The 19,347-nt window shown below is 56.7% G+C and carries 19 protein-coding genes and 2 tRNA genes; 11 read left to right on the forward strand and 10 right to left on the reverse strand.

Features of this window, described 5'->3' with window-relative positions; genetic code table 11:
* Window positions 1-16: 16 nt before the first annotated feature.
* The 5 genes from M0R30_RS04225 to M0R30_RS04245 all read right to left on the reverse strand — a co-directional run bounded on the left by M0R30_RS04225 (window position 17) and on the right by M0R30_RS04245 (window position 4,202).
* A complete protein-coding gene (locus M0R30_RS04225) occupies window positions 17-646 on the reverse strand; it encodes a DUF47 family protein (protein ID WP_292543749.1) in 630 nt (209 codons plus the stop codon).
* A 65-nt stretch (window positions 647-711) separates the two neighbouring features.
* Window positions 712-1,893 (reverse strand): inorganic phosphate transporter, encoded by a 1,182-nt coding sequence (locus M0R30_RS04230; RefSeq protein WP_292543751.1) that lies wholly within the window; start codon window positions 1,891-1,893, stop codon window positions 712-714.
* Between the two features lie 5 nt (window positions 1,894-1,898).
* Window positions 1,899-2,528 carry a DUF47 family protein gene (locus M0R30_RS04235; protein WP_292543753.1) on the reverse strand — a complete coding sequence of 210 codons (630 nt, stop codon included), beginning with the start codon at window positions 2,526-2,528 and terminating at the stop codon, window positions 1,899-1,901.
* A 119-nt stretch (window positions 2,529-2,647) separates the two neighbouring features.
* Window positions 2,648-3,982, reverse strand: coding sequence for a hybrid sensor histidine kinase/response regulator (locus M0R30_RS04240; RefSeq protein ID WP_292543756.1), 1,335 nt, complete (start codon window positions 3,980-3,982; stop codon window positions 2,648-2,650).
* 148 nt (window positions 3,983-4,130) lie between these two features.
* Window positions 4,131-4,202 (reverse strand) — tRNA-Ala (locus M0R30_RS04245).
* Window positions 4,203-4,418: 216 nt separating this feature from the next.
* Here M0R30_RS04245 and M0R30_RS04250 point away from each other — a divergent pair.
* The 8 genes from M0R30_RS04250 to M0R30_RS04285 all read left to right on the forward strand — a co-directional run bounded on the left by M0R30_RS04250 (window position 4,419) and on the right by M0R30_RS04285 (window position 11,071).
* A complete protein-coding gene (locus tag M0R30_RS04250; RefSeq protein ID WP_292543759.1) occupies window positions 4,419-5,093 on the forward strand; it encodes an MTAP family purine nucleoside phosphorylase in 675 nt (224 codons plus the stop codon).
* A gap of 16 nt (window positions 5,094-5,109) precedes the next feature.
* Window positions 5,110-6,435 carry an amidohydrolase gene (locus tag M0R30_RS04255; protein ID WP_292543762.1) on the forward strand — a complete coding sequence of 442 codons (1,326 nt, stop codon included), beginning with the start codon at window positions 5,110-5,112 and terminating at the stop codon, window positions 6,433-6,435.
* A 3-nt stretch (window positions 6,436-6,438) separates the two neighbouring features.
* Window positions 6,439-7,866, forward strand: a complete 1,428-nt coding sequence (locus M0R30_RS04260; protein ID WP_292543766.1) for a lamin tail domain-containing protein — start codon at window positions 6,439-6,441, stop codon at window positions 7,864-7,866.
* On the forward strand, window positions 7,863-8,081 hold the full coding sequence (locus M0R30_RS04265) for a DUF3006 domain-containing protein (protein ID WP_292543768.1): 219 nt from the start codon (window positions 7,863-7,865) through the stop codon (window positions 8,079-8,081). The genes M0R30_RS04260 and M0R30_RS04265 overlap by 4 nt, the downstream gene beginning before the upstream one ends.
* Window positions 8,082-8,156: 75 nt before the next feature.
* Window positions 8,157-8,360, forward strand: a complete 204-nt coding sequence (locus tag M0R30_RS04270; protein ID WP_292543771.1) for a hypothetical protein — start codon at window positions 8,157-8,159, stop codon at window positions 8,358-8,360.
* 37 nt (window positions 8,361-8,397) lie between these two features.
* Complete coding sequence (locus M0R30_RS04275; protein ID WP_292543773.1) at window positions 8,398-8,967, forward strand: DJ-1/PfpI family protein; 570 nt, start codon at window positions 8,398-8,400, stop codon at window positions 8,965-8,967.
* 389 nt (window positions 8,968-9,356) lie between these two features.
* Window positions 9,357-9,641 carry a hypothetical protein gene (locus tag M0R30_RS04280; protein ID WP_292543775.1) on the forward strand — a complete coding sequence of 95 codons (285 nt, stop codon included), beginning with the start codon at window positions 9,357-9,359 and terminating at the stop codon, window positions 9,639-9,641.
* A 218-nt stretch (window positions 9,642-9,859) separates the two neighbouring features.
* On the forward strand, window positions 9,860-11,071 hold the full coding sequence (locus M0R30_RS04285) for a hypothetical protein (RefSeq protein WP_292543778.1): 1,212 nt from the start codon (window positions 9,860-9,862) through the stop codon (window positions 11,069-11,071).
* A 165-nt stretch (window positions 11,072-11,236) separates the two neighbouring features.
* Here M0R30_RS04285 and M0R30_RS04290 read toward each other — a convergent pair whose 3' ends face one another.
* Window positions 11,237-12,937 (reverse strand): AMP-binding protein, encoded by a 1,701-nt coding sequence (locus M0R30_RS04290; RefSeq protein ID WP_292543780.1) that lies wholly within the window; start codon window positions 12,935-12,937, stop codon window positions 11,237-11,239.
* A 155-nt stretch (window positions 12,938-13,092) separates the two neighbouring features.
* Between M0R30_RS04290 and M0R30_RS04295 the strand changes: the two genes are divergently transcribed.
* A tRNA-Trp gene (locus M0R30_RS04295) sits at window positions 13,093-13,321 on the forward strand.
* A 7-nt stretch (window positions 13,322-13,328) separates the two neighbouring features.
* On the opposite strand, the gene M0R30_RS04300 is transcribed toward M0R30_RS04295, so the two are convergent.
* Window positions 13,329-13,826, reverse strand: a complete 498-nt coding sequence (locus M0R30_RS04300; RefSeq protein ID WP_292543783.1) for a hypothetical protein — start codon at window positions 13,824-13,826, stop codon at window positions 13,329-13,331.
* A gap of 190 nt (window positions 13,827-14,016) precedes the next feature.
* On the reverse strand, window positions 14,017-14,508 hold the full coding sequence (locus M0R30_RS04305) for a hypothetical protein (protein ID WP_292543785.1): 492 nt from the start codon (window positions 14,506-14,508) through the stop codon (window positions 14,017-14,019).
* Between the two features lie 127 nt (window positions 14,509-14,635).
* Here M0R30_RS04305 and M0R30_RS04310 point away from each other — a divergent pair, with 127 nt between their 5' ends.
* The gene (locus M0R30_RS04310; RefSeq protein ID WP_292543788.1) at window positions 14,636-15,427 is read left to right on the forward strand and encodes a PhzF family phenazine biosynthesis protein; all 792 of its coding nucleotides are present in this window, start codon (window positions 14,636-14,638) and stop codon (window positions 15,425-15,427) included.
* Between the two features lie 87 nt (window positions 15,428-15,514).
* A complete protein-coding gene (locus M0R30_RS04315; RefSeq protein ID WP_292543791.1) occupies window positions 15,515-16,078 on the forward strand; it encodes a manganese efflux pump MntP family protein in 564 nt (187 codons plus the stop codon).
* 27 nt (window positions 16,079-16,105) lie between these two features.
* Here M0R30_RS04315 and M0R30_RS04320 read toward each other — a convergent pair whose 3' ends face one another.
* Both M0R30_RS04320 and M0R30_RS04325 read right to left on the reverse strand, forming a co-directional pair.
* Complete coding sequence (locus M0R30_RS04320) at window positions 16,106-18,649, reverse strand: cation-translocating P-type ATPase (RefSeq protein ID WP_292543793.1); 2,544 nt, start codon at window positions 18,647-18,649, stop codon at window positions 16,106-16,108.
* Between the two features lie 243 nt (window positions 18,650-18,892).
* On the reverse strand, window positions 18,893-19,222 hold the full coding sequence (locus tag M0R30_RS04325) for a carboxymuconolactone decarboxylase family protein (RefSeq protein WP_292543796.1): 330 nt from the start codon (window positions 19,220-19,222) through the stop codon (window positions 18,893-18,895).
* Window positions 19,223-19,347 lie beyond the last annotated feature (125 nt).

The following is a 19,347-nucleotide window of genomic DNA, read 5'->3' on the forward strand; positions in this document are numbered from 1 at the left end:
CCCCTTTAAATTATGGTTATGAATGCCGTATTGCGATGTCGGAGAGGACGTTTGCCACGTCTTCGCACCGGTCGGTCGCGGTCTCGAGGTGCTCGTAGATGTCCTTGAACTTGATGATCATGATCGCGTCGTTGGTCCTGAAGAGTTCGGTGACCGCATGGGCAAGCACATCATCGGCAAGGTTCTCCAGCCGGTTCACCTCGATGCAGCGCTCCTCGATATAGCGGGGGTCCTTGATCGACCGGATACCCTTGACGGCACTCTCGATCTCGACTGAGGACATATGGATCAGTTTTGCGAGTTCGACCATGTGCGAGTCGGCGCATTCGATACCGTAATAGAGCATCTTCTCGGTCGCCCCGTCAATGAAGTCCAGCACATCGTCAAGGCTCGAGGCAAGCCGGGAGATCTCCTCGGGATCGAGCGGCGTGATGAAGGTGGTGTTCAGCTGGTTGTAGATGTCGTGCGTTAAGAGATCGCCCTTGTGTTCGAGTTTCTCGATCGCATGACGCTTATCCTTGACATTGGAGAAGTCTTCAGTGAGGGCAACCAGCTGCCACGCCGCCTCTTTCACAATTCCCGCCTGTTTTTCAAACAGGTCAAAAAACACTTTATCCTGAGGTATCAGCAATTCCCGCAAGCCCATAACAAACACAAACCCAGAGGTAATCAGTGGGGAATCTTAAAAAATATAACGGAATTCCACAGGGCTCATAATACCGTCAGGGCAAGCGAGACCGCGAAGTACCCGGCCCAGGCAACCGCGATGGCAAGCGGGATAGTGATAATCCATGCGGTCATCATCTCTCGCACTACCTTCCACTGCACCGCGTTCTTTCCCCGCGTTGCACCGACCCCGATGATCGCCCCGTTGATCGCATGAGTCGAGGAGACCGGGATACCCACTTCAGTAATGGCAACGAGGATCGCGCTGCTCGCGGTTGCCGCACAGAATCCCTGGTACGGGCGGATCTTCGTTATCTGCTTTGCCATCTTGTCCACGACCTGCCACCCGCCGAAGCAGGTGCCAAGGCCGATCGCAACAGCTGATGTGAGAATGACCCATTGTGGTACATCAAAAGTCAGCAGGAGGCCGGAGGATACCAGCAGGGCCGTGATGACCCCGACGGCATGCTGTCCGTCGTTCGCACCGTGGGCGGTTGCCTGGAGCAGGCTGGCAAGCACGTGGAGGGGCTGGAAGATCCGCCTCATACGGTTCCGGCGGGAATACCGGAAGAGGTGGGAGATGAGGATGTCGAAGAGGAATGCCCCCACGATTCCGATGATCGGGGAGATGAAGATGAAGAGTACGATTGCGAGGAGTCCGGAGATCTTGAGGGCCCCGCTCAGCATCAGGACCGGGATGATCAAGGCTGCACCGCAGACTGCTCCCAGCATGGCACCGAGCCGGATATCCTCCTTGAACGAGGCGGTGAACAGGCCAAGGATGATCGCCCCGATAACTCCCCCGATCAGGCCATAAAAGGCGACCTGCTCCAACGTGCTGATCGAGGGGAGGATCACTGCTGACAGTCCCGCGACGGCTATCCCGGCACCGAGCAGCCCGCCCACCATCGCATGGCTGCTCGAGATGGGGATGCCGCTCCGGGTTGCGACAAAGACGAGGCCGATCGCGGCGCCCATGGCGACAACGATGGATAACGGCGTGAGTCCGCTCGCATGTACGATAGCCGTGCCGATAGTGGCTGCAACGGCGGTCGTGAAGAGGAACGGCCCAATCATGTTGCAAATCCCTGTATAGAGGACAGCCTTGAACGGTGACAGGGCCTTTGTTGCGACTACGGTAGCAATTGAATGCGAGGCATCATTGAGCCCGTTGACAAAGTTCAGGGCAAGGGCCAGGATGATGCCGAACAGGACGATGGGTTCCATACCGATCATACGTGGGCCATGGAGATGTCGTTGAGGGCGTGCCCGACATCATTGCACTTCTCCATCACCTTGGCCAGACTTTCATAGATATCCTTGAGTTTGATGATCAGGAGGAGATCCTGTGTCTTGAAAAGATCAAGGACTGCCCGTGAGAGGAGTTCGGTGGAAAGATTATACAACCGGCCGATCTCAAGAGAGTGGGTCTTCACATCTTCGGGGTTCTTCAGCGTGGCAAGGCTCTCCACCGCATGGGTGATCTCCGAACTGGCAAGCAGGATGAGATAGGAATATTCTTTAAGCACGTCGTTTGTTGCCGGGATCCCGTAGTTGCACAACTGGTGGGTGACCCAGTCGATCTTGTCGAGAACATCATCGAATGCCGGGGCGAGCCGTGCGATCTCCTCCGGTTCGAGCGGGGTAATAAGCGATTCGTCCAGCTGCTCGAAGATCTTCCGGGTGATCTCGTCCCCGAGGTGCTCGATCTGCCGCACCTTGTGGGCCTTCTCGGTCCCCCCGGGCAGCTCGTGGGTGATCTCGTTGAGGGTGGTTGATGCTTCATTGATCTTCTCCGCCATCTCATGGAACAGCGTGAAAAAGATCTTGTCCTCGGGAAGGATCAGGTCACGGATGCGCATGGTCTTCAGACATACCCTTAATTCCCAAGGATAAAAAGGGTGTGTCCACGACCTGATAGAAAAGCGAAGAAAACGTCTGATGTGGCCCGTGGGGGACTGGAGGCGAGGTCATTCCCCGGTCACCGGGAGGGTCCTGAAGCAGTATTATTTCCGGCTTTCCGGACCTCTTCGGGAGGTGTGATGATCTCAAATAATACCCCGTTGCCCGGGACGCCGGTCTCCCGGATCGTGATACCCGTAATCCCCAGGATCTCCCGGCTCAGGAACAGGCCAAGCCCGGTATTTTTCCCAAACCCCTTCTGGAAGATCTTCTCCTTGTCCATCTCCGGTACCCCCTCCCCATCATCCTGGTACCGGATAACAACCCCGCCGGTGTCCAGTCGTTCCGCGGAGATAGTGACCTGCTGCACATGCCTGCCATGGCGGATGGAGTTGTCTGCCAGGTTCCCGAAGACCTTTGCGAGCAGAGGATCGGCATATATCTCGATTGCGAGGTCCCGGGTCACGAGCCCGATTCCCGCCCCCTTGAGCCAGGGCTGTAACCGTTCCACGATCTTCCTGATATCCTGCCAGCGGGGGGCCTGCGCCCCGACATTTTCGTAACTTTTTGTGAAGGCAATCTGCTTTTGGATGGTCAGCGCCGCAATCCTCGCTTTGCTCATATACTGGAGGAGGGACGGATCGGTAATCTCCAGTTCCAGGAGCTCAATGTACGCCTGGAGGGCGAGGATCTGGTTGTTGATGTCGTGGCGGGTGATGCTCGTCATGAGGTTGAGCTTCCGGTTTGCATCCGCGAGCGCCTTCTCCACCCGGCTCCGCTCGGCATTCTCGTTCGAGAGGTTACGGTTTGCCACCTGGAGTTCCTCGATCGTTGTTGTCAGTTCCTCGTTTAACGAACTCGCATGCTCGTGTGCTTCCGAGAGCTCGGTATTTTTCCGCACGGCAAACTCGTACGTGGAGAGGAGGATATTCAGGATCCGGGACCGGCTTGCCGTGATCGTGTGCGGCTGGCGGTCAAACACAATATCGATGCCGGTCCTGGGACCATCGGGATCGGGGGCTGCGGTGGCTTCAAACGTGTCCATGATCCGCGAAAAGACCTGTCCGGGATCAAAGGGTTTCACGATAAAATTGTCTGCTCCTGCCTCAAGACCCCTGAGTACATCGGCGGGATCGTAGAGCTGCGTGACAAGGATGACCGGGATGCCCGCGGTTGTTGTGTCTGACTTGATCGCCCGGCAGAGCTCGTACCCGTCCATCTCCGGCATGATGATGTCGGTCAGCACCATGTCAGGTTGTTCGTTCCCGATTTTATCGAGCGCATCGCGGCCATCCGCTGCCAGCGTCACCCGGTATCCCTTTGTTTCGACAAGGTGGCCGAGATATTCCGCCTGGGTGCGGCTGTCCTCAACTACGAGGATCCTCCGGCCCGCAACCCCTGTCTTATTAATCATCGCAACTTCCGGATATCCCTTTGCTGGTATATAAGTGATATATTATTGATCCTGCAAGAGTCCATATGAAGCCGTGCTGGCGGGGAGGGCGCGAAGGTGAGAACCGGGTGAAGCGTGTTCAGGAAACCAGAATAGAAATAGAACGGGATGGACCGGGCGGGAATTGAACCCGCGGCCTCTTCCATGCCAAGGAAGCGATCTACCACTGATCTACCGGCCCGCTCCTATCTACTAGGTTGCCATAGGATAAAAGAATTGTTTGTCCGGTGCCTGACCCGACCCATTACACCCGGACCCCGCGACACCGGCTCTTTAAAAAAACGCTGGACACTGGTGGACGCTAGTTATTAGTGTTCCCTCACCAACATTTTCCTGCGAAGGATCATATGACGGGTATATACACAACGGCAACCGGCTGTGCCCCGGGGTGGCACTGATGCTCGGGATTATCGGCGGCACGAGCCTGCTCTTTTCAACGCTCCCGAAACTGGAGAAGCGACAAGTAGCGACACCCTTTGGCAACGCCGAACTGCTCTGCGGCGACAACCTTGTCATGCTGATGCGCCACCAGCACAACCGCCCCCCTCACCGGATCAATTTCCGGGCAAACCTTGCGGCCATGGCGATTGCCGGTGTGATGCATATCGTGGCGTTCGGGTCATCGGGCTCGCTCAAACAGGAGATTGCGCCCGGGTCCATGCTCATCCCCACGGACTATGTCAGCATGTCCGACATCCCGTCCATCCACGACCACGCGATCGAGCATGTCCGGCCGGAACTTTCGGAAGACCTGGCAAAGAACCTTGCAGGGATCGTGCCCTCGGCCCGGTTTGGCGGAGTGTATGTCCAGACCCGGGGGCCCCGGATCGAGACGATCGCGGAGGTGAATGCGCTTGCCGGTATCGCTGACGTGGTGGGCATGACCGTTGCATCCGAGGCAACCCTTGCGTGCGAGCTCAACATAGACTTTGCCGCGCTCTGCACGGTTGAGAACTACGCGAACGGGCTCGGGGATGAGGTGCTGACGTACGAGCATATCGTGGACGTGTCGCGGAAACACAAAGATCGGACGGAAGAGATTGTGAATACGATAATAACGCACATGAGCTAAAGGAGGACGAACGAGTATGATGGATTACGACACGAACGGGATTTTTGGCAAGAACCACTCCCTGATGATTACGAACGTTATGGTGGACGGCCGCCTGGTCGAGATTGTCATTGACGAGAAGGGAATGATCTCTTCCCTCGGTGAGAACGCGGGAAAAGAGTGGAAGGGCGACGAGGACTTTCTTATTGACGGGAACGGGGCGCTCGCCCTGCCGGGCCTCATCAACACCCACACCCACGCGGCGATGAGCCTGCTGCGGGGGTATGCCGACGACATGATCCTGCAGGACTGGCTCGCCCAGAAGATCTGGCCCCTCGAGGCGCACCTGACCCAAAAAGATGTGTACTGGGGGACAAAACTCGCCTGCCTCGAGATGATCCGGTCCGGCACGACCGCGTTCAACGATATGTACTTCATGATGGACCAGGCGGCAGCAGCCGTGAACGAGGCCGGCATCCGGGCCGTACTCTCGTACGGGTTCATCGACCTGTCCAGCGTGGAGAAGCGCGAAGCGGAGTGCAAGGCCACCGAGAAACTGGCAGCGGATATAAAGGCCATGAACAACCCGCGGATCAAATTCGCGGTCGGCCCCCACTCGCCCTACACGGTCTCTCCTGAAGGGCTGAAGTGGTGTGCGGAGTTTGCGCAGGCGCAGAAATGCGGGATCCATATCCATCTCTCCGAAACCGAGAAGGAAGTGACTGATTGTGTTGCAGCGCACGGCAAACGCCCGGCCGCCCACGTCGATGCCTGTGGCCTCCTTACGCCGCAGACGGTCGCCGCCCACTGTTGCTGGCTGGACGACGCGGAGTGCCAGCTCCTTGGGAAACGGAGCGTTTCGGTGTCCCACAACCCGGCAAGCAACATGAAACTCGCCACCAACCGGGCGATGCCGTACCAGGCGCTCACGGTTGCGGGGGCAAACCCCTGCCTCGGGACCGATGGCTGCTCCTCCAACAACAACCTCGACATGTTCGAGGAAATGAAGATCGCGGCCCTCCTCCAGAAGTTCTTCTGGAACAATCCCACGATCCTGCCGGCGCCCGAAGCCCTTGCGATGGCAACGGAAAACGGGGCCAAGGCGCTCGGTCTTGCGACCGGGCGGCTCGCGGCCGGGACACCTGCCGATATCATCCTTGTCAGCAAACGGGATGCCTGTAATGTCCCGCTCCACAACGCGGCTTCGAATCTGGTCTATGCCTGCAACGGCTGTTCTGTCGAGACCACCATCTGCAACGGCCGGGTCCTGATGCTCGACCGTGGCATCCCGGACGAGGCGAATATCGTGAACGGTGCGGCAGAGGCCGCCTTCGGGCTCGTGGAACGGGCAAAGACCGCGTAACCTATGAAACCCCGTTCAGCATCCCCGGCACGGTCCCGTGCAGCATCGATCACCTGCGTCATCCTTTTTCTTATCGTGATTGTTGTTGCTGCAGGGTGCACGGACCTGCCCGGCACAACGACGGGTCCCTCCTCCCAGCCGGTCCGTGACGGGAAACTTGCGGCTTACTTCTTTGATGTCGGCCAGGGCGACTCGCAGCTGATCCTCTTTGGGAATAAGACGATCCTGATCGATGCCGGGGAGACGGAGATGGGCGACCGCGTTGTCGCTGACCTGGAACGGCTGGGCGTGACCCGGATCGACCTCCTCGTTGCCACGCACCCGCACTCGGACCATATCGGGGGGATGCAGAACGTGCTGGACACCTTCCCGGTCGGGCTGGTGCTGGACAGCGGCGTGCCGTCATCATCGTCGATTTACGAGAAGTTCCTCATGGAGATCGACCGGAAAGAGATCCCGTACATGGTGGCAAAACAGGGCCAGACCATCGACCTCGACCCGGCCCTGCGCATCCTCGTCCTCTCTCCACCCGAGGAACGGCTGAATGGCGACCCGAACCAGAACTCGGTGGTCCTGCGGGTCTCGTACGGCACCGTGAGCATCCTTTATACGGGTGACCTTGGCGGCGAAACGGAGGCAGCACTCACAAAGACCGGGTACCCGGCCGATGCACAGGTCCTCAATGTCGGCCATCACGGGAGCACCTATTCGACGTCCGCGGCATTCCTCTCCCGCGTGCACCCCGGTGTTGCGATCATCAGCGTTGCTGAGGACAACCCTTACGGCCACCCCCACGACCAGATACTCGACCGGCTTTCCGGATCCGGTGTAATCGTGTACCGGACCGACCGGGACGGGACGATCCTTGTCCGAAGCGACGGGACCACCTACACGGTAACAACGGAGAAGGGCGGATCGGGAATCTGGGATGTGGCGACAACCGCAGTGCCGGTCTTCATTCCTCCCACGACCACCGTGACGGTTGCCCCGCTCCAGAATATTTCCCTGAACCTGACCGGTATCATCCCGGCCTTCCCCTCGAATATCACGATTCCGGAAACACTGCCTCCCATGCAGATCGGCAATGCCTCGTCCGTGTACATCAGCGCAATACAGTTCGATGCGCCCGGGGATGACCGGGAGAACCTGAACGGCGAATGGGTCCGGATCGCAAACCGGGGGGACGGCCCGGTGCTTATTGCCGGCTGGACGCTCTCAGACAGTACCGGTTCTCCCGTGTTCACCTTCCCCGCCGTTCTCCTTATGCCGTCCACGTCCGTGACGGTCTTTTCCGGCAGCGGCACAATGAACGATACCGCGCTCTTCATGGGACGGTCCGTACCGCTCTTTGGCAACAGCGGGGATGCGGCCATCCTCCGTGATGGCTCGGGTACAGTGATCGACCGGGAAGGAGAGGACGTGACCGCATGAGAGCCACGGTCGATCAGATCGATGAAGGGATCGCGGTCATGGTCCCCCGCGAGGGCGATGCCCGGCCATTCCACCTGCCCGTCTCATTCCTGCCACCCGGTTGCCGTGAGGGCGATATTGTCACCGTCACGATCGTGCGGGACGATGCTGCGACCGCTGAAGCAAAGGAGAGGGTCGCCGGGTTCATACAACGACTGGAACAAAAGGGCCGGTAACCGCCACTCCTTTCACGGCCCTGCGGGTCTTACGGAGCGACACCATTTTCCTGTAGGAGATCCAATGGCGCTTATATGTCCCATGAAGCATTTGAGCACCATGACCATCCTGCCCACACCGAACCCTCAAAGAAATGCCGGTTCTGCTCGACCGAATACTCAACGGAGCACAACAACTCGTTCCTCGGGATCTGCCAGAACTGCGGGTACAAGATCCTGATCGTGCTTTTGATCATCATGATCTCGACGTCCTATATCGCGTGGTTTGGCGTCCTGTAATTTTTCTTTTTTAATTTATCCCTGATGAGGAAGACCAATGAAGATTGCCTTTGTGATCTACGACAACGTCACCCTGCTGGATTTTGCCGGTGCATACGACCCGCTGACCCGTCTCAAAACAATGGGATTTATGCCGGACCTCACGTACGATATCTGCGCCCGGAAGGAATGTATCCGGTCGGCTGAAGGCGCTGAACTAAGTGCGGACCGGGTGGGATGCGACCTCTCATCCTACGATTACGTGATCATTCCCGGTGGCGAAGGGATCCAGCAGCTGATGAAGGACCCGGCGTTCCTGCGCTGGATCTCCGTTGCATCAGAAAAGACAACGGTTGCAGCGGTCTGCGGGGGTTCGCTCCTGCTCGGCGCTGCCGGCCTGCTGCGTACCCGTAAGGCAACAACACACCCCCGGCTGATGAATATCCTGGAAAATTTTGTGGGGGATGTATCGACCGACAGGATCGTTGACGAGGGGAATATCATCACGGCCGGTGGCGTAACTGCTGCTATCGACCTCGGCCTGTACCTCTGCGAGAAGATTGCCGGTGCGGAAGTGAGAGGGAAGATCCAGGTGCAGATGGATTACCGGTGTTACCGGATCGTGTAAGTGGGAACGGACAGATCCCTTTTTCGCAGGGTTCGTTCGAGTCGAAGAACCCTTCAGGTTCTTCTTCCGCCTCATCCTGTGTTCCGCAGGGTTCTTCGAGTCGAAAAACCCCTTCAGGTTCTTCTTCCGCCTCATCCTGTGTTCCGCAGGGTTCGTCGAGTCGAAAAACCCCTTCAGGTTCTTCTTCCGCCTCATCCTGTGTTCCGCAGGGTTCGTCGAATCGAAGAACCCCTTTAAGATCTTCTCCCACCTCACCCTGTGTTCCGCAGGGTTCGTTGAGTCGAAGAACCAGGGTGTTTTTGTGCCGTCTTACCTTGCGTTTCATAGGGTTCATCGTCCCCAACCATTATGTACCGGTTCTGCCCCACTACCCCATATGGTGAATATGAATGTCTGATATGGTCCTGCCCCTTGCCCTTGCACTCTTTGAGTACGTGAACGTTCTGGTGGCCCTGTTTGCAGTCGCTCTTGCCATAAAATGGCAGAAGACAGAATTTTACGCAGGCCTCATCTTCCTCCTGCTCTACACGATCATCGATGCGATCGAGCTCTCCCTAGCCGCAATCTTCGATGTGAACATGATCAACGCATCGCAGTTTGGGTTTATCCTCCTCGCGCTTGCCGGGTTTATCGTGGGAATGCGCCCTGCGGAGCCTATTAAGAAAACAGCGTGAAGGCCTGGCGTTCCTTTTTTAGGTACTGCCCCGGATAATGACGTTTTCATGCGCTGTTTCATCTCATGAAAACAAAAAAAACTGAAAATCCGGAAGGTGAAGAGCATATTTTTATCAAAACATATTACTAATTTTATTATCAGTATAGAACAAAGAACGATCAGGAGCGTTGGGATATTTTGCAAAATAAAAAAAACCTCGCGCATCCGGTATCGATTGTGCTGTGTCTTCTCCTGTTCCTCGTGCTGGTCCAGGGAGTTGCCGCGGAAGCGCCATGTACATTTGTCAAAATGTGGGGATCGTATGACGGAGGATCCGGCACTACCTCCAACGGTATTGCTACTGATGCTTCCGACAAGGTCTACGTAGCCGAAACGGGCAACAACAGGATCCTGGTATTCTCCTCCGACGGGTCAATACTATCCAGATGGAATCTCAACTGGACCGAACCCGGGCAGCTGGATGTTGCCTCTCCCTATGGTATCGCCGTTGATTCATCCCACAATGTGTATATTACCGACCGTGAAAACAACACGGTCCAGAAGTACACCCCACGGGGTTTTGTAACCACCTGGGGTAACGAGGGGACCGGCGAGGGGCAGTTCTCCTCCCCTGCCGGTGTCGCTGTTGATCCCTCCGGTAACGTGTATGTAGCTGACACGGGCAACAACAGGATCCAGAAATTCCATTCAACCGGAACTTTTCTGATGGCCTGGGGATCGTATGGAACCCCCGACGGGTCGTTCAATGCACCGATGGATGTAACCGTTGATTCATCCGGCCACGTCTATATTGCTGATACCGGTAACAAACGGATACAAAAATTCAGCCCGGACGGAACGTTTCTCGCAAAATGGGGTAGTGAGGGGACCGGCGAGGGGCAGTTCTCGACCCCCACCGGTATCGCAGTTGATTCCAAAGGTAATGTCTACGTTGCCGATCTCACCTCCCGGGTCCAGGAGTTTAACCCTGCCGGGGAATTTTTAACAACCTGCGATACCGGCGCGACCACTAACGATGTTGCCGTAGATCCGTCTGGCACGATATACGCCCTATGGCAGTCCGGGCCTCACTGGAAGATTGGGAAATACGGGACCCGCGATCCAACTTCTCCTTCGGCCTCCGCCCCGGGAGTGCACACCACATTTTCGGTTTTTGTAGAACAGACAAAACCCCGGGTTACCCCAACAACCAGTCTTATGACCGCACCACCCACCTCCCCAGCGACAATTGCAACTCCCACCATGACACCACCCACCACCACCCGGGTGACAATTGTATCTCCCACCCTCTCTCCAACCATGGATTCTGATACGAAGATCGCAGAGCCCGGAGAGCAACCTGCAGAACAAGGAAGGAAACCTGAGGAGCAGTGGAACATCCTGGACCGGGTAATGGCAGTTTTAGGAAAACTGGTAGGTCGGAAATAATTTTTTACCATAGGCGAGGCATAAAAAAGGGATACACGGTCAGGACCTTGTCTCCTTCTTCGAAATCCGAAAGGCCATCAGGCCTTGAGGATGAGAAGAAGTGCGAAGCACTTCTTCGAACACCCTTGAGCACGCGAAAAGTTCAGGAAAATAGAAAAAAAAAGATTATGCAGTCTGGACCTTGTCCGCCTCTTCGAGGTGGAGCACCCTGATCGACTCGTCCCGCATCTTGTACTTCTGGATCTTGCCGGAGATGTTGATCGGGAAGTCCTGGACGAACATCACGTACCGCGGGATCTTATAGTGGGCGATCTTCCCCTTGCAGAAGTCCTTCACGTCCTGCTCGGTCATGGTCTGGCCCTCTTTCATCTTCACCCAGGCACAGAGTTCCTCGCCGTACTTGATGTCCGGGACGCCGACCACGTAGACATCGGAGATCTTCTCGTGGTGGTGGAGGTACTCCTCGATCTCACGCGGGTAGATGTTCTCCCCGCCCCGGATTACCATGTCCTTGAGCCGGCCGACAATCTTGAAATAGCCCTCCTCGTCCATAGTGCCGAGATCTCCCGTGTGGTTCCAGTGGTCCTTGTCGAGGGTTGCGTGCGTGGCCGCGGGATTGTTGTAATAGCATTTCATGACGCAGTAGCCGCGTGCGCAGATCTCCCCGATCTCACCGGTCGGCACGATCTTGCCGGTGTTGGGGTCGATGATCTTGAGTTCGGTATGCGGGAACGCCCTCCCGATCGTGCTCACCCTGCGGTCGACCGGGTCATCGGTCGTTGTCATGGTGACGCCGGGGCTCGTCTCGGTCTGGCCGTACACGATCACGATATCGCTCATGTGCATCTTGGTGTTGACTTCCTTCATCACTTCAATCGGGCAGGGAGAGCCGGCCATGATACCGGTCCTGAGGGAGCGGAGGTCGTACCTGGCAAAGTTAGGGTGGGCGAGCTCGGCAATGAACATGGTCGGGACACCGTGCAGGGCCGTGCAGTGCTCCTTCTCAACGGTCTTTAAGACCTCCTCGGCATCGAAGGCCGGTGCGGGCAGCACCATGGTCGAACCGTGGGTGACGCAGGCCAGGTTCGAGAGGACCATGCCGAAGCAGTGGTAGAAGGGTACGGGGATACAGAGACGGTCCTTCTCGGTAAATTTCATCCCCTCGCCGATGATGAACCCGTTGTTGAGGACATTGTGGTGGGTCAGGACAACCCCCTTGGGGAACCCCGTGGTGCCGCTCGTGTACTGGATATTGATCGGGTCATCGAACGAGAGTCCCTCGCCCCGTTCTGCAACCTCGTCCATATTGATCTCCTCGGCCTTTTTCAAAAAGTCACTCCAGGTAAACATCCCGTTATACACGGTGTCGCCCATGAAGACCACATTTTTCAGGTACGGGAACTTCTCGCTGGAGATCTTACCGGCCCTTGACTCGTAGGCCTCGGGGCAGGCCTCGTAGAACATTCCCACGTAGTCCGAAGTCTTGAACCGGCCCTGCACGATCAGGGTCGAGATCTCGGCCTGCTTGAGCACGTACTCGAGCTCGTACGTGCGGTACGCCGGGTTGATGTTCACCATGATGGCGCCGATCTTGGAGGTGGCGAACTGCACCACGACCCACTCGGCATAGTTCATCGCCCAGATGCCGACGCGGTTGCCCTTCTCCACACCAAGGCCCATCAGGGCCCGGGCAACGATGTTCACCTGCTCGGCGAATTCCCGGTAGGTGTACCGGATATTCTGGTGCACCGAAACGACCGCCTCGGTGTCCGGATATTTTTTTGCAATACTGTCGACCATCTCGCTGATGGTCATGCCCAGCAGGGGCACACCTGAAGTCCCGCAAATATAACTGCCCTCAATCATTGCATCAGTACTAAGAATCGAGATTTTATATGCGTGGTGATTTGTCCGGAATGTGGTGCACCTGAGCCCTGCCCCACGTACAAGAGCAAAACTCTTAAGTTTATACACTGCGATTTTATTGAGTCAGCACGGGAATACCGTCCCTGCTGGTGTAAGGGGTTGTGGCCTAGCCCGGTATGGCGACGGGCTCCAGCGGTCTTTGCGTTCTTTGTGCTCGCAGATGATGAACAATGGGTCTACTGACTAATTGCCCATTCTGGCATCAGCCAGTGTGGGCAAGGAGAAACTCGGTTACGAGTTTCGACTTGGATGATGACCCGTTGGAGCACTGATGCGCATGTCGGAGAGACCCGTCGATCGTGAGTTCAAATCTCACCAACCCCACGTTTTCTCATATCTGCTCTTTTATCGTGCTGGTTTTTTCAGCCGCTCCTGATCTCCGGTGCATAAGCCAGCCCCCGGCAAGTGAGAAACCGGCAAATACTGCGCTCACCAGCATCACGACGGGAAAAATAAAAATGGCGTATCCCGTCACAAATGCCAGCCGGGGCATGAGACCGGGTTCCAGGTACGGGACATACTGGTTCGCGGAGGATACCGCCATGATCAGGTTGCACGCCACAAATACGCCAAGGAAGCCGGCACAATAGGGGACGAGCAGCTCACGGCCGGCAACAGGATCGCGCTTACGGATCTTCTCTGATATCGCCCCGGTGATCACCAGCAGGACCGGGACGATGATAAATGCCATGATGATGGTCATGACCGGACGAAATTCGCCAAACATAGATAAGAAAAAATCCCGGCCTGTGGAAAAGAGGAGCCAGATGAGGAACCCGGACAGCAGTCCCGGGATAATTATTGCTTTCATGTGCGGTTTTATGGGCATTACTAACTCCTCGTACCCAATCTCTCAATAATGTTCGTAATATATTTCCCGATATCTGTCTCTCGTTATTAAAACCCGGATTCAGGTTTATTGATGATGACCCGTTGGAGCACTGATGCATGTCGGAGAGACAAAGTCGATCGTGAGTTCAAATCTCACCAACCCCACGTTTTCTCTTACCGCTTTTTTGTCAGCCTGTGGCTGTTTGTTTTGATCTCCCGTACATGAAAACGCCACCTGCGAGGGCGAACACGGCGAAAATGATACTGCCCGCAAGAAGGATCGGCAGGCATTGGATCTCCATGCTGCCCACATATGCCAGACGGGATATGAGGCCAGGTGCCATGCCGGGTGTATCCCTTGTTATGTAGGACCCGAACACAAGAAGGAGGATTGCAATCGCTGTTCCGAGGAACCCGGCAAGGTATGAGGTCCATGCCGTTCTGCCGGTACCCCCCTCCCTGCTCCTCAGTTGTTCCGCTATGCCCCCGGTGATGAAGAGCAGGACCGGAGGGATGGCCAGTATCAGTACACTAACCGGGAGGGTATGCGGTCCCCCGAGGCCGGCTGATTCAAGATACCCATATACGGTGAAAAATATGGCCGGGTACAGGATCCCGAAGAGGATTCCCGGGACAATGACGGCAGACCAGCCGGGCCGGGGGAATGCTGCCAATCGCATAATGCCGGTATCTGTGTGATACCATAATACGTTCCCGGTCACCTGCGCCCTGACACAGGATCTTTCTGACCCGGTTTCATTGCGCTGTTCCGATCCTTTATTTCCCCCGGCATGCAATCTCTCTTCCATGCAAGCAGAACTGCACCTCGTTGACGCCTTCACCAGCTCCGCGTTCCGCGGGAACACGGCGGGTGTCTGTATCCCGGACGGTCCGGCCGATGCGGCGTGGATGCAGCAGGTGGCTGCCGAACTGAAGCACTCGGAGACCGCGTTCCTCTTCCCGGAAGGAGCGGGCTGGAACCTGCGGTGGTTCACTCCCGAAAAGGAGGCAGAACTCTGCGGCCACGCCACGCTCGCCGCCGCGTTCGTGCTCTGGGAGACCGGCCGCGTTCCCCGGGACAAGGCGATCGTCTTTGAGACGCTCTCCGGCACGCTGACCGTCCGGCAGGAAGAGGACTGGATCAGCATGGATTTCCCGGCAGAACCGGCCGCTACATCCATGGCGATCCCCGGTCTTGGCGTGGCGCTCGGGATCGAGCCGTTGTATACCGGCCGGAACCGGTTCGATATCCTCGTGGAACTGCCCCTTGCGGACGATGTATGCAGCCTTGAACCCGACATGGACGCCCTCTCCACCATCAAGGCACGGGGGATCATCGTGACAGCGGCATCCGACCTCCCGCACTTCGACTTCGTCTCCCGGTTCTTTGCGCCATCCGCGGGGATACCGGAAGACCCGGTAACCGGTTCGGCCCACTGCTGCCTTGGGCCTTACTGGGGAGAGAAGCTGAACAAGACGGAACTGGTCGGGTTCCAGTGCTCAGGCAGGGGCGGGTCGGTACGCGTGAATCTGAACAGCGACCGGGTCATCCTCGAAGGCCACGCGGTCCACGTGTTTTCGGGAAAACTTCTCGTGTAACTTTTTAATCATTTCCCGGAACCGGGCTGAACCGTTTTTCCCCTCCATAGTCCTTATCATTCCCCGGCTCCTACAATAACGGAATTCATGAACCTCATCACCCCCGTCCTTATCGGTATTGCGCTCGCGATGGACTGTCTTGCCGTCTCCCTTGCCATCGGGACATCGACAAAGACAAAACTCCTGAAAGCAGCGCTCATCATCGCGCTTTGTTTCGGCATTTTCCAGGCAGGTATGACGCTCGCCGGGTGGGCCGCCGGCACCGGGTTCACCCGTCTCATCACCGGGTCCGATCACTGGCTGGCATTCCTCCTCCTCGCGATCATCGGCATCAAAATGATTCACGAGGGGCTCGGGAACGAGGATGAGGAGGAGATGCTCAGCGTCCTTCAGTTCGTGCCGGTGATGGTCCTCTCAATCTCCACGAGCATCGACGCGCTCGCAGTCGGGGTATCGTTTGCATTTCTCCAGATGAGCATCCTTACGCCCGCCCTCATTATCGGGATCGTGGCCTTCATCATCTCGTTTATCGGCGTGATTACCGGCATGCGGCTCAAGTCCATACTCGGGAAACGGATTGAGATCGTCGGCGGCTTCATCCTCATCCTTATCGGGCTGAATATTCTCTTCACGCATCTTACCGCGGGATAATGTCCGGCCGGTAATTGCATTTTCCCATCACCTGCCCGATCCGCTCCGGTATTTGTAGCACTCAAACCAGATCACGCTCCCTATACCGGCCACGGTACAGAGCAGAAGATCAACAGGAGATACGGCCCCGAAACGGAAGAGATCCTGGAGTGACGGGATGAAGAGGACAAGGACCAGGCAGATCAGCGTGCCCGCAAATACCCAGGCCATCGCCCGGTTGGGGGTGCGTAAGGTTGTAACGATCATATCCGACCAGGACCGGTTTGTCACGATGAGGCTGAGGTTGGCAATGACAATGGTGGTAAACGTCAGTGTCCTCACCTCTGCATCACCGAGTCCCCGGGCCAGTGCATCCAGGTAAATCACCAGGACCACGGCAAGGACGACGAATCCCTGCAGGAGACTGATCCCGAGCGTCTTTGTTGTAAACAGCCCCTCGCTTTTATGCCGGGGCGGGCGGGCCATTACGCCAGTTTCTTCTTTTTCCGATTCAAACACGATCGAGCAGGCCGGGTCAATGATCAGTTCGAGAAAAACGATATGGACCGGCAGCAGGATAAGGGGCAGGTTCAGGAGTACAGGAATGAGGGACATGCCTGCAATGGGAAGGTGAACGGAGATGATGTATGCCATTGCTTTTTTCAGGTTGTCGAATATCCTCCGGCCAAGGCGTACTGCTGCAACAATGGAGGTGAAATTGTCATCGAGCAGCACGAGCGAGGAAGCTTCCCGGGCCACATCCGTTCCCCTCCCGCCCATGGCAATACCAATATCCGCCGATTTCAGGGCCGGCGCATCGTTCACGCCGTCACCGGTCATCGCTACCACTTCACCGGCGGCTTTGAAGGCATTGACGATCCTGAGCTTCTGTTCCGGTACCACCCGGGCAAAGATACTGGCCGACGGGATCTGCTTCTGGAGGTCCTGTCCGCTCATCGCATCAAGCCCGGCACCGGTGATGCAGGTGTCATCACCGTCAAGACCGATCTCCCGTGCGATCTTCTTTGCGGTCAGCGGGTAATCCCCGGTGATCATGACGACACGGATCCCCGCTGAACGGCATTCGGCAATGGCTTCTGCCACCAGCGGGCGGACCGGGTCGGCAAATCCCACGAGGCCAAGGAACGTAAACGTGAAATCATGCTGGCCTTCGGGAAGCCTGTGCCGGGTGAACGATGCCTTTGCCACTCCCAGGACCCGGAGTCCCTGTGCAGCCAGGGTGTTGACATGTGTGGCAAGCGCCTGCTGTTTCGCTGCATTGAAATGGCACAGGTCTGCGATAGCCTCAGGTGCGCCTTTTGCGGCAATGATATAGTCATTCCCATCCGGTGAGCGCCAGACATTGGACATTGCAAGGAGCTTTTGGGAAAGCGGGTATTCTGTGATCAGTTCCCAGCCGGTGTGGATATGTTCCGTCCTCCCAAAATCCCCGTCGCTGAGCCGGACGAGTGCCTTCTCCATGGGGTCGAAAGGATCCTTCTTGCAGGCAAGGATGGCAAACTCGGCCAGCTCATGGCAGATCTCCGCCACTGAATTTTTTCCCGTGGCATCGTGTTCGCAGAACTGCCCCCCGGCAAAAAAGGACTGGACGGTCATCCGGTTCTCGGTGATGGTGCCGGTTTTGTCCACGCAGAGCACGGTTGCCGAACCCAGGGTCTCTATTGCGGGCTCCTGGCGGGTCAGCACATTTTTCCGCGAGATCCTCCATGCGCCAAGGGCAAGGAATACGGTCAGGACTACGGGGAACTCTTCCGGCAGGATTGCCATTGCAAGGGTGATCCCGGCGAGGAGCCCTTCAAGCCAATTGCCCCTGGTCAGGCCATAGACAACAACGATAATGATGCAGAGGAAAATGCCCACGATGGCGATCAACCGGACAATGCGGGAAATTTCGACCTTGAGCCGGGATTCGTCGCGTTCCACGGTCTGCAGGACGGTGCCAATCTTTCCCATCTCTGTCCGGGCACCCGTAGACCTGACCTCAGCAAGGCCATGGCCCTGCACGACCAGTGTCCCGGAATAGACGAACGGCTGGTCATCACCCCCGGGTCGTAATGCATGCATGCCCGGGGTCCAGGAAATTTTCCGGACCGGAACCGACTCCCCGGTCAGGAGCGATTCATCCACGGAGACGTTATTGGAGAAGAGGAGGACGCCATCCGCCGCGACCCGGTCGCCTTCGACAAGAATGAGCATGTCGCCGGTCACTACTTCCCGTCCCGCAATCCGTTTGTGTTCCCCGTCGCGGAACACCAGTGCCCGGGGGCTCGCGAGGTCCCGGAGCGCTTCTAAAGCCCGTTCAGTCTTCTGTTCCTGATACACGGTGATGCCGATGATGAGGAAGACAAAACTCATCAGCATAAGGGCTTCAGTCACATCGCCAAGGAGAAAATAGATCAGGCCACTGACGACCAGCAGGATGAACATCGGCTCTTTGATCACGTTAACGATTATGCCGAAGATGCCGTGTTTACCTGATTCGGGAAGTTCGTTGTATCCCTCCTTGCGGATCTTTTCAGCTGCTTCGGCACTGGAAAGTCCTTTGACGGATTCTATGTCAAGAGCTGGCATCAGGGGGCACCCGTCCCGACAGGAAACAAGGTAATATTCCCGGGAACACTGGTGATTTTTCCTTCGGGATTTTTTCTCATTTTAACGGACGTCACGGTTTATCCTGCATCTCATTCCATATGCGGGTATTCACACTGGTATGAGAAAAGGAATTCGATGAAAGGGGTAACCCGGGAACAAAAATCCCAAAATCAACGACCCTCTTAAAAAAAACTTGCCCCGTGGTAGTAAAAAAGTGCAGCGTTACCGCCGCTTTGGTTTCTTCGCGTCATCAAGCCCGGCAAGCGCAGCTGGCAGGCACTCCAGTACCGTGACGAGCCCGGTCAGGTGCAGGTTCATGACGACTGCGCCCACGATCTCGTCTTTGTTTGCGCCAGTGTCCTGCGCCATCATCGCGTGGATCTTCACCCCCTCAGGGTTCCGGGTCGCGGTCTGGATGGCAACATTGATCAACTGCTTTGTCTTCTGGTCAAGACCGCATAAGGACTTCTGCACTTCAACAAGGTTTTCGAACCTCTCGGCAAGTTCCGGGCATTCCCGCCGGAAGAGATCAAACGGGTTCTTTGTCTGCATCGTGAACACTCCCAGGATACGTTAGTGCTGGGAGTCCCGGATGATAAGGCCTCGCACTGCGTGAGATGGCCGCCGGTTAGTAACTTTATCATAGATTAGCGGCACATAATTGAACAGTACGGAGA

It is taken from the genome of Methanoregula sp. (assembly GCF_023227875.1).
Lineage (GTDB): Archaea > Halobacteriota > Methanomicrobia > Methanomicrobiales > Methanospirillaceae > Methanoregula.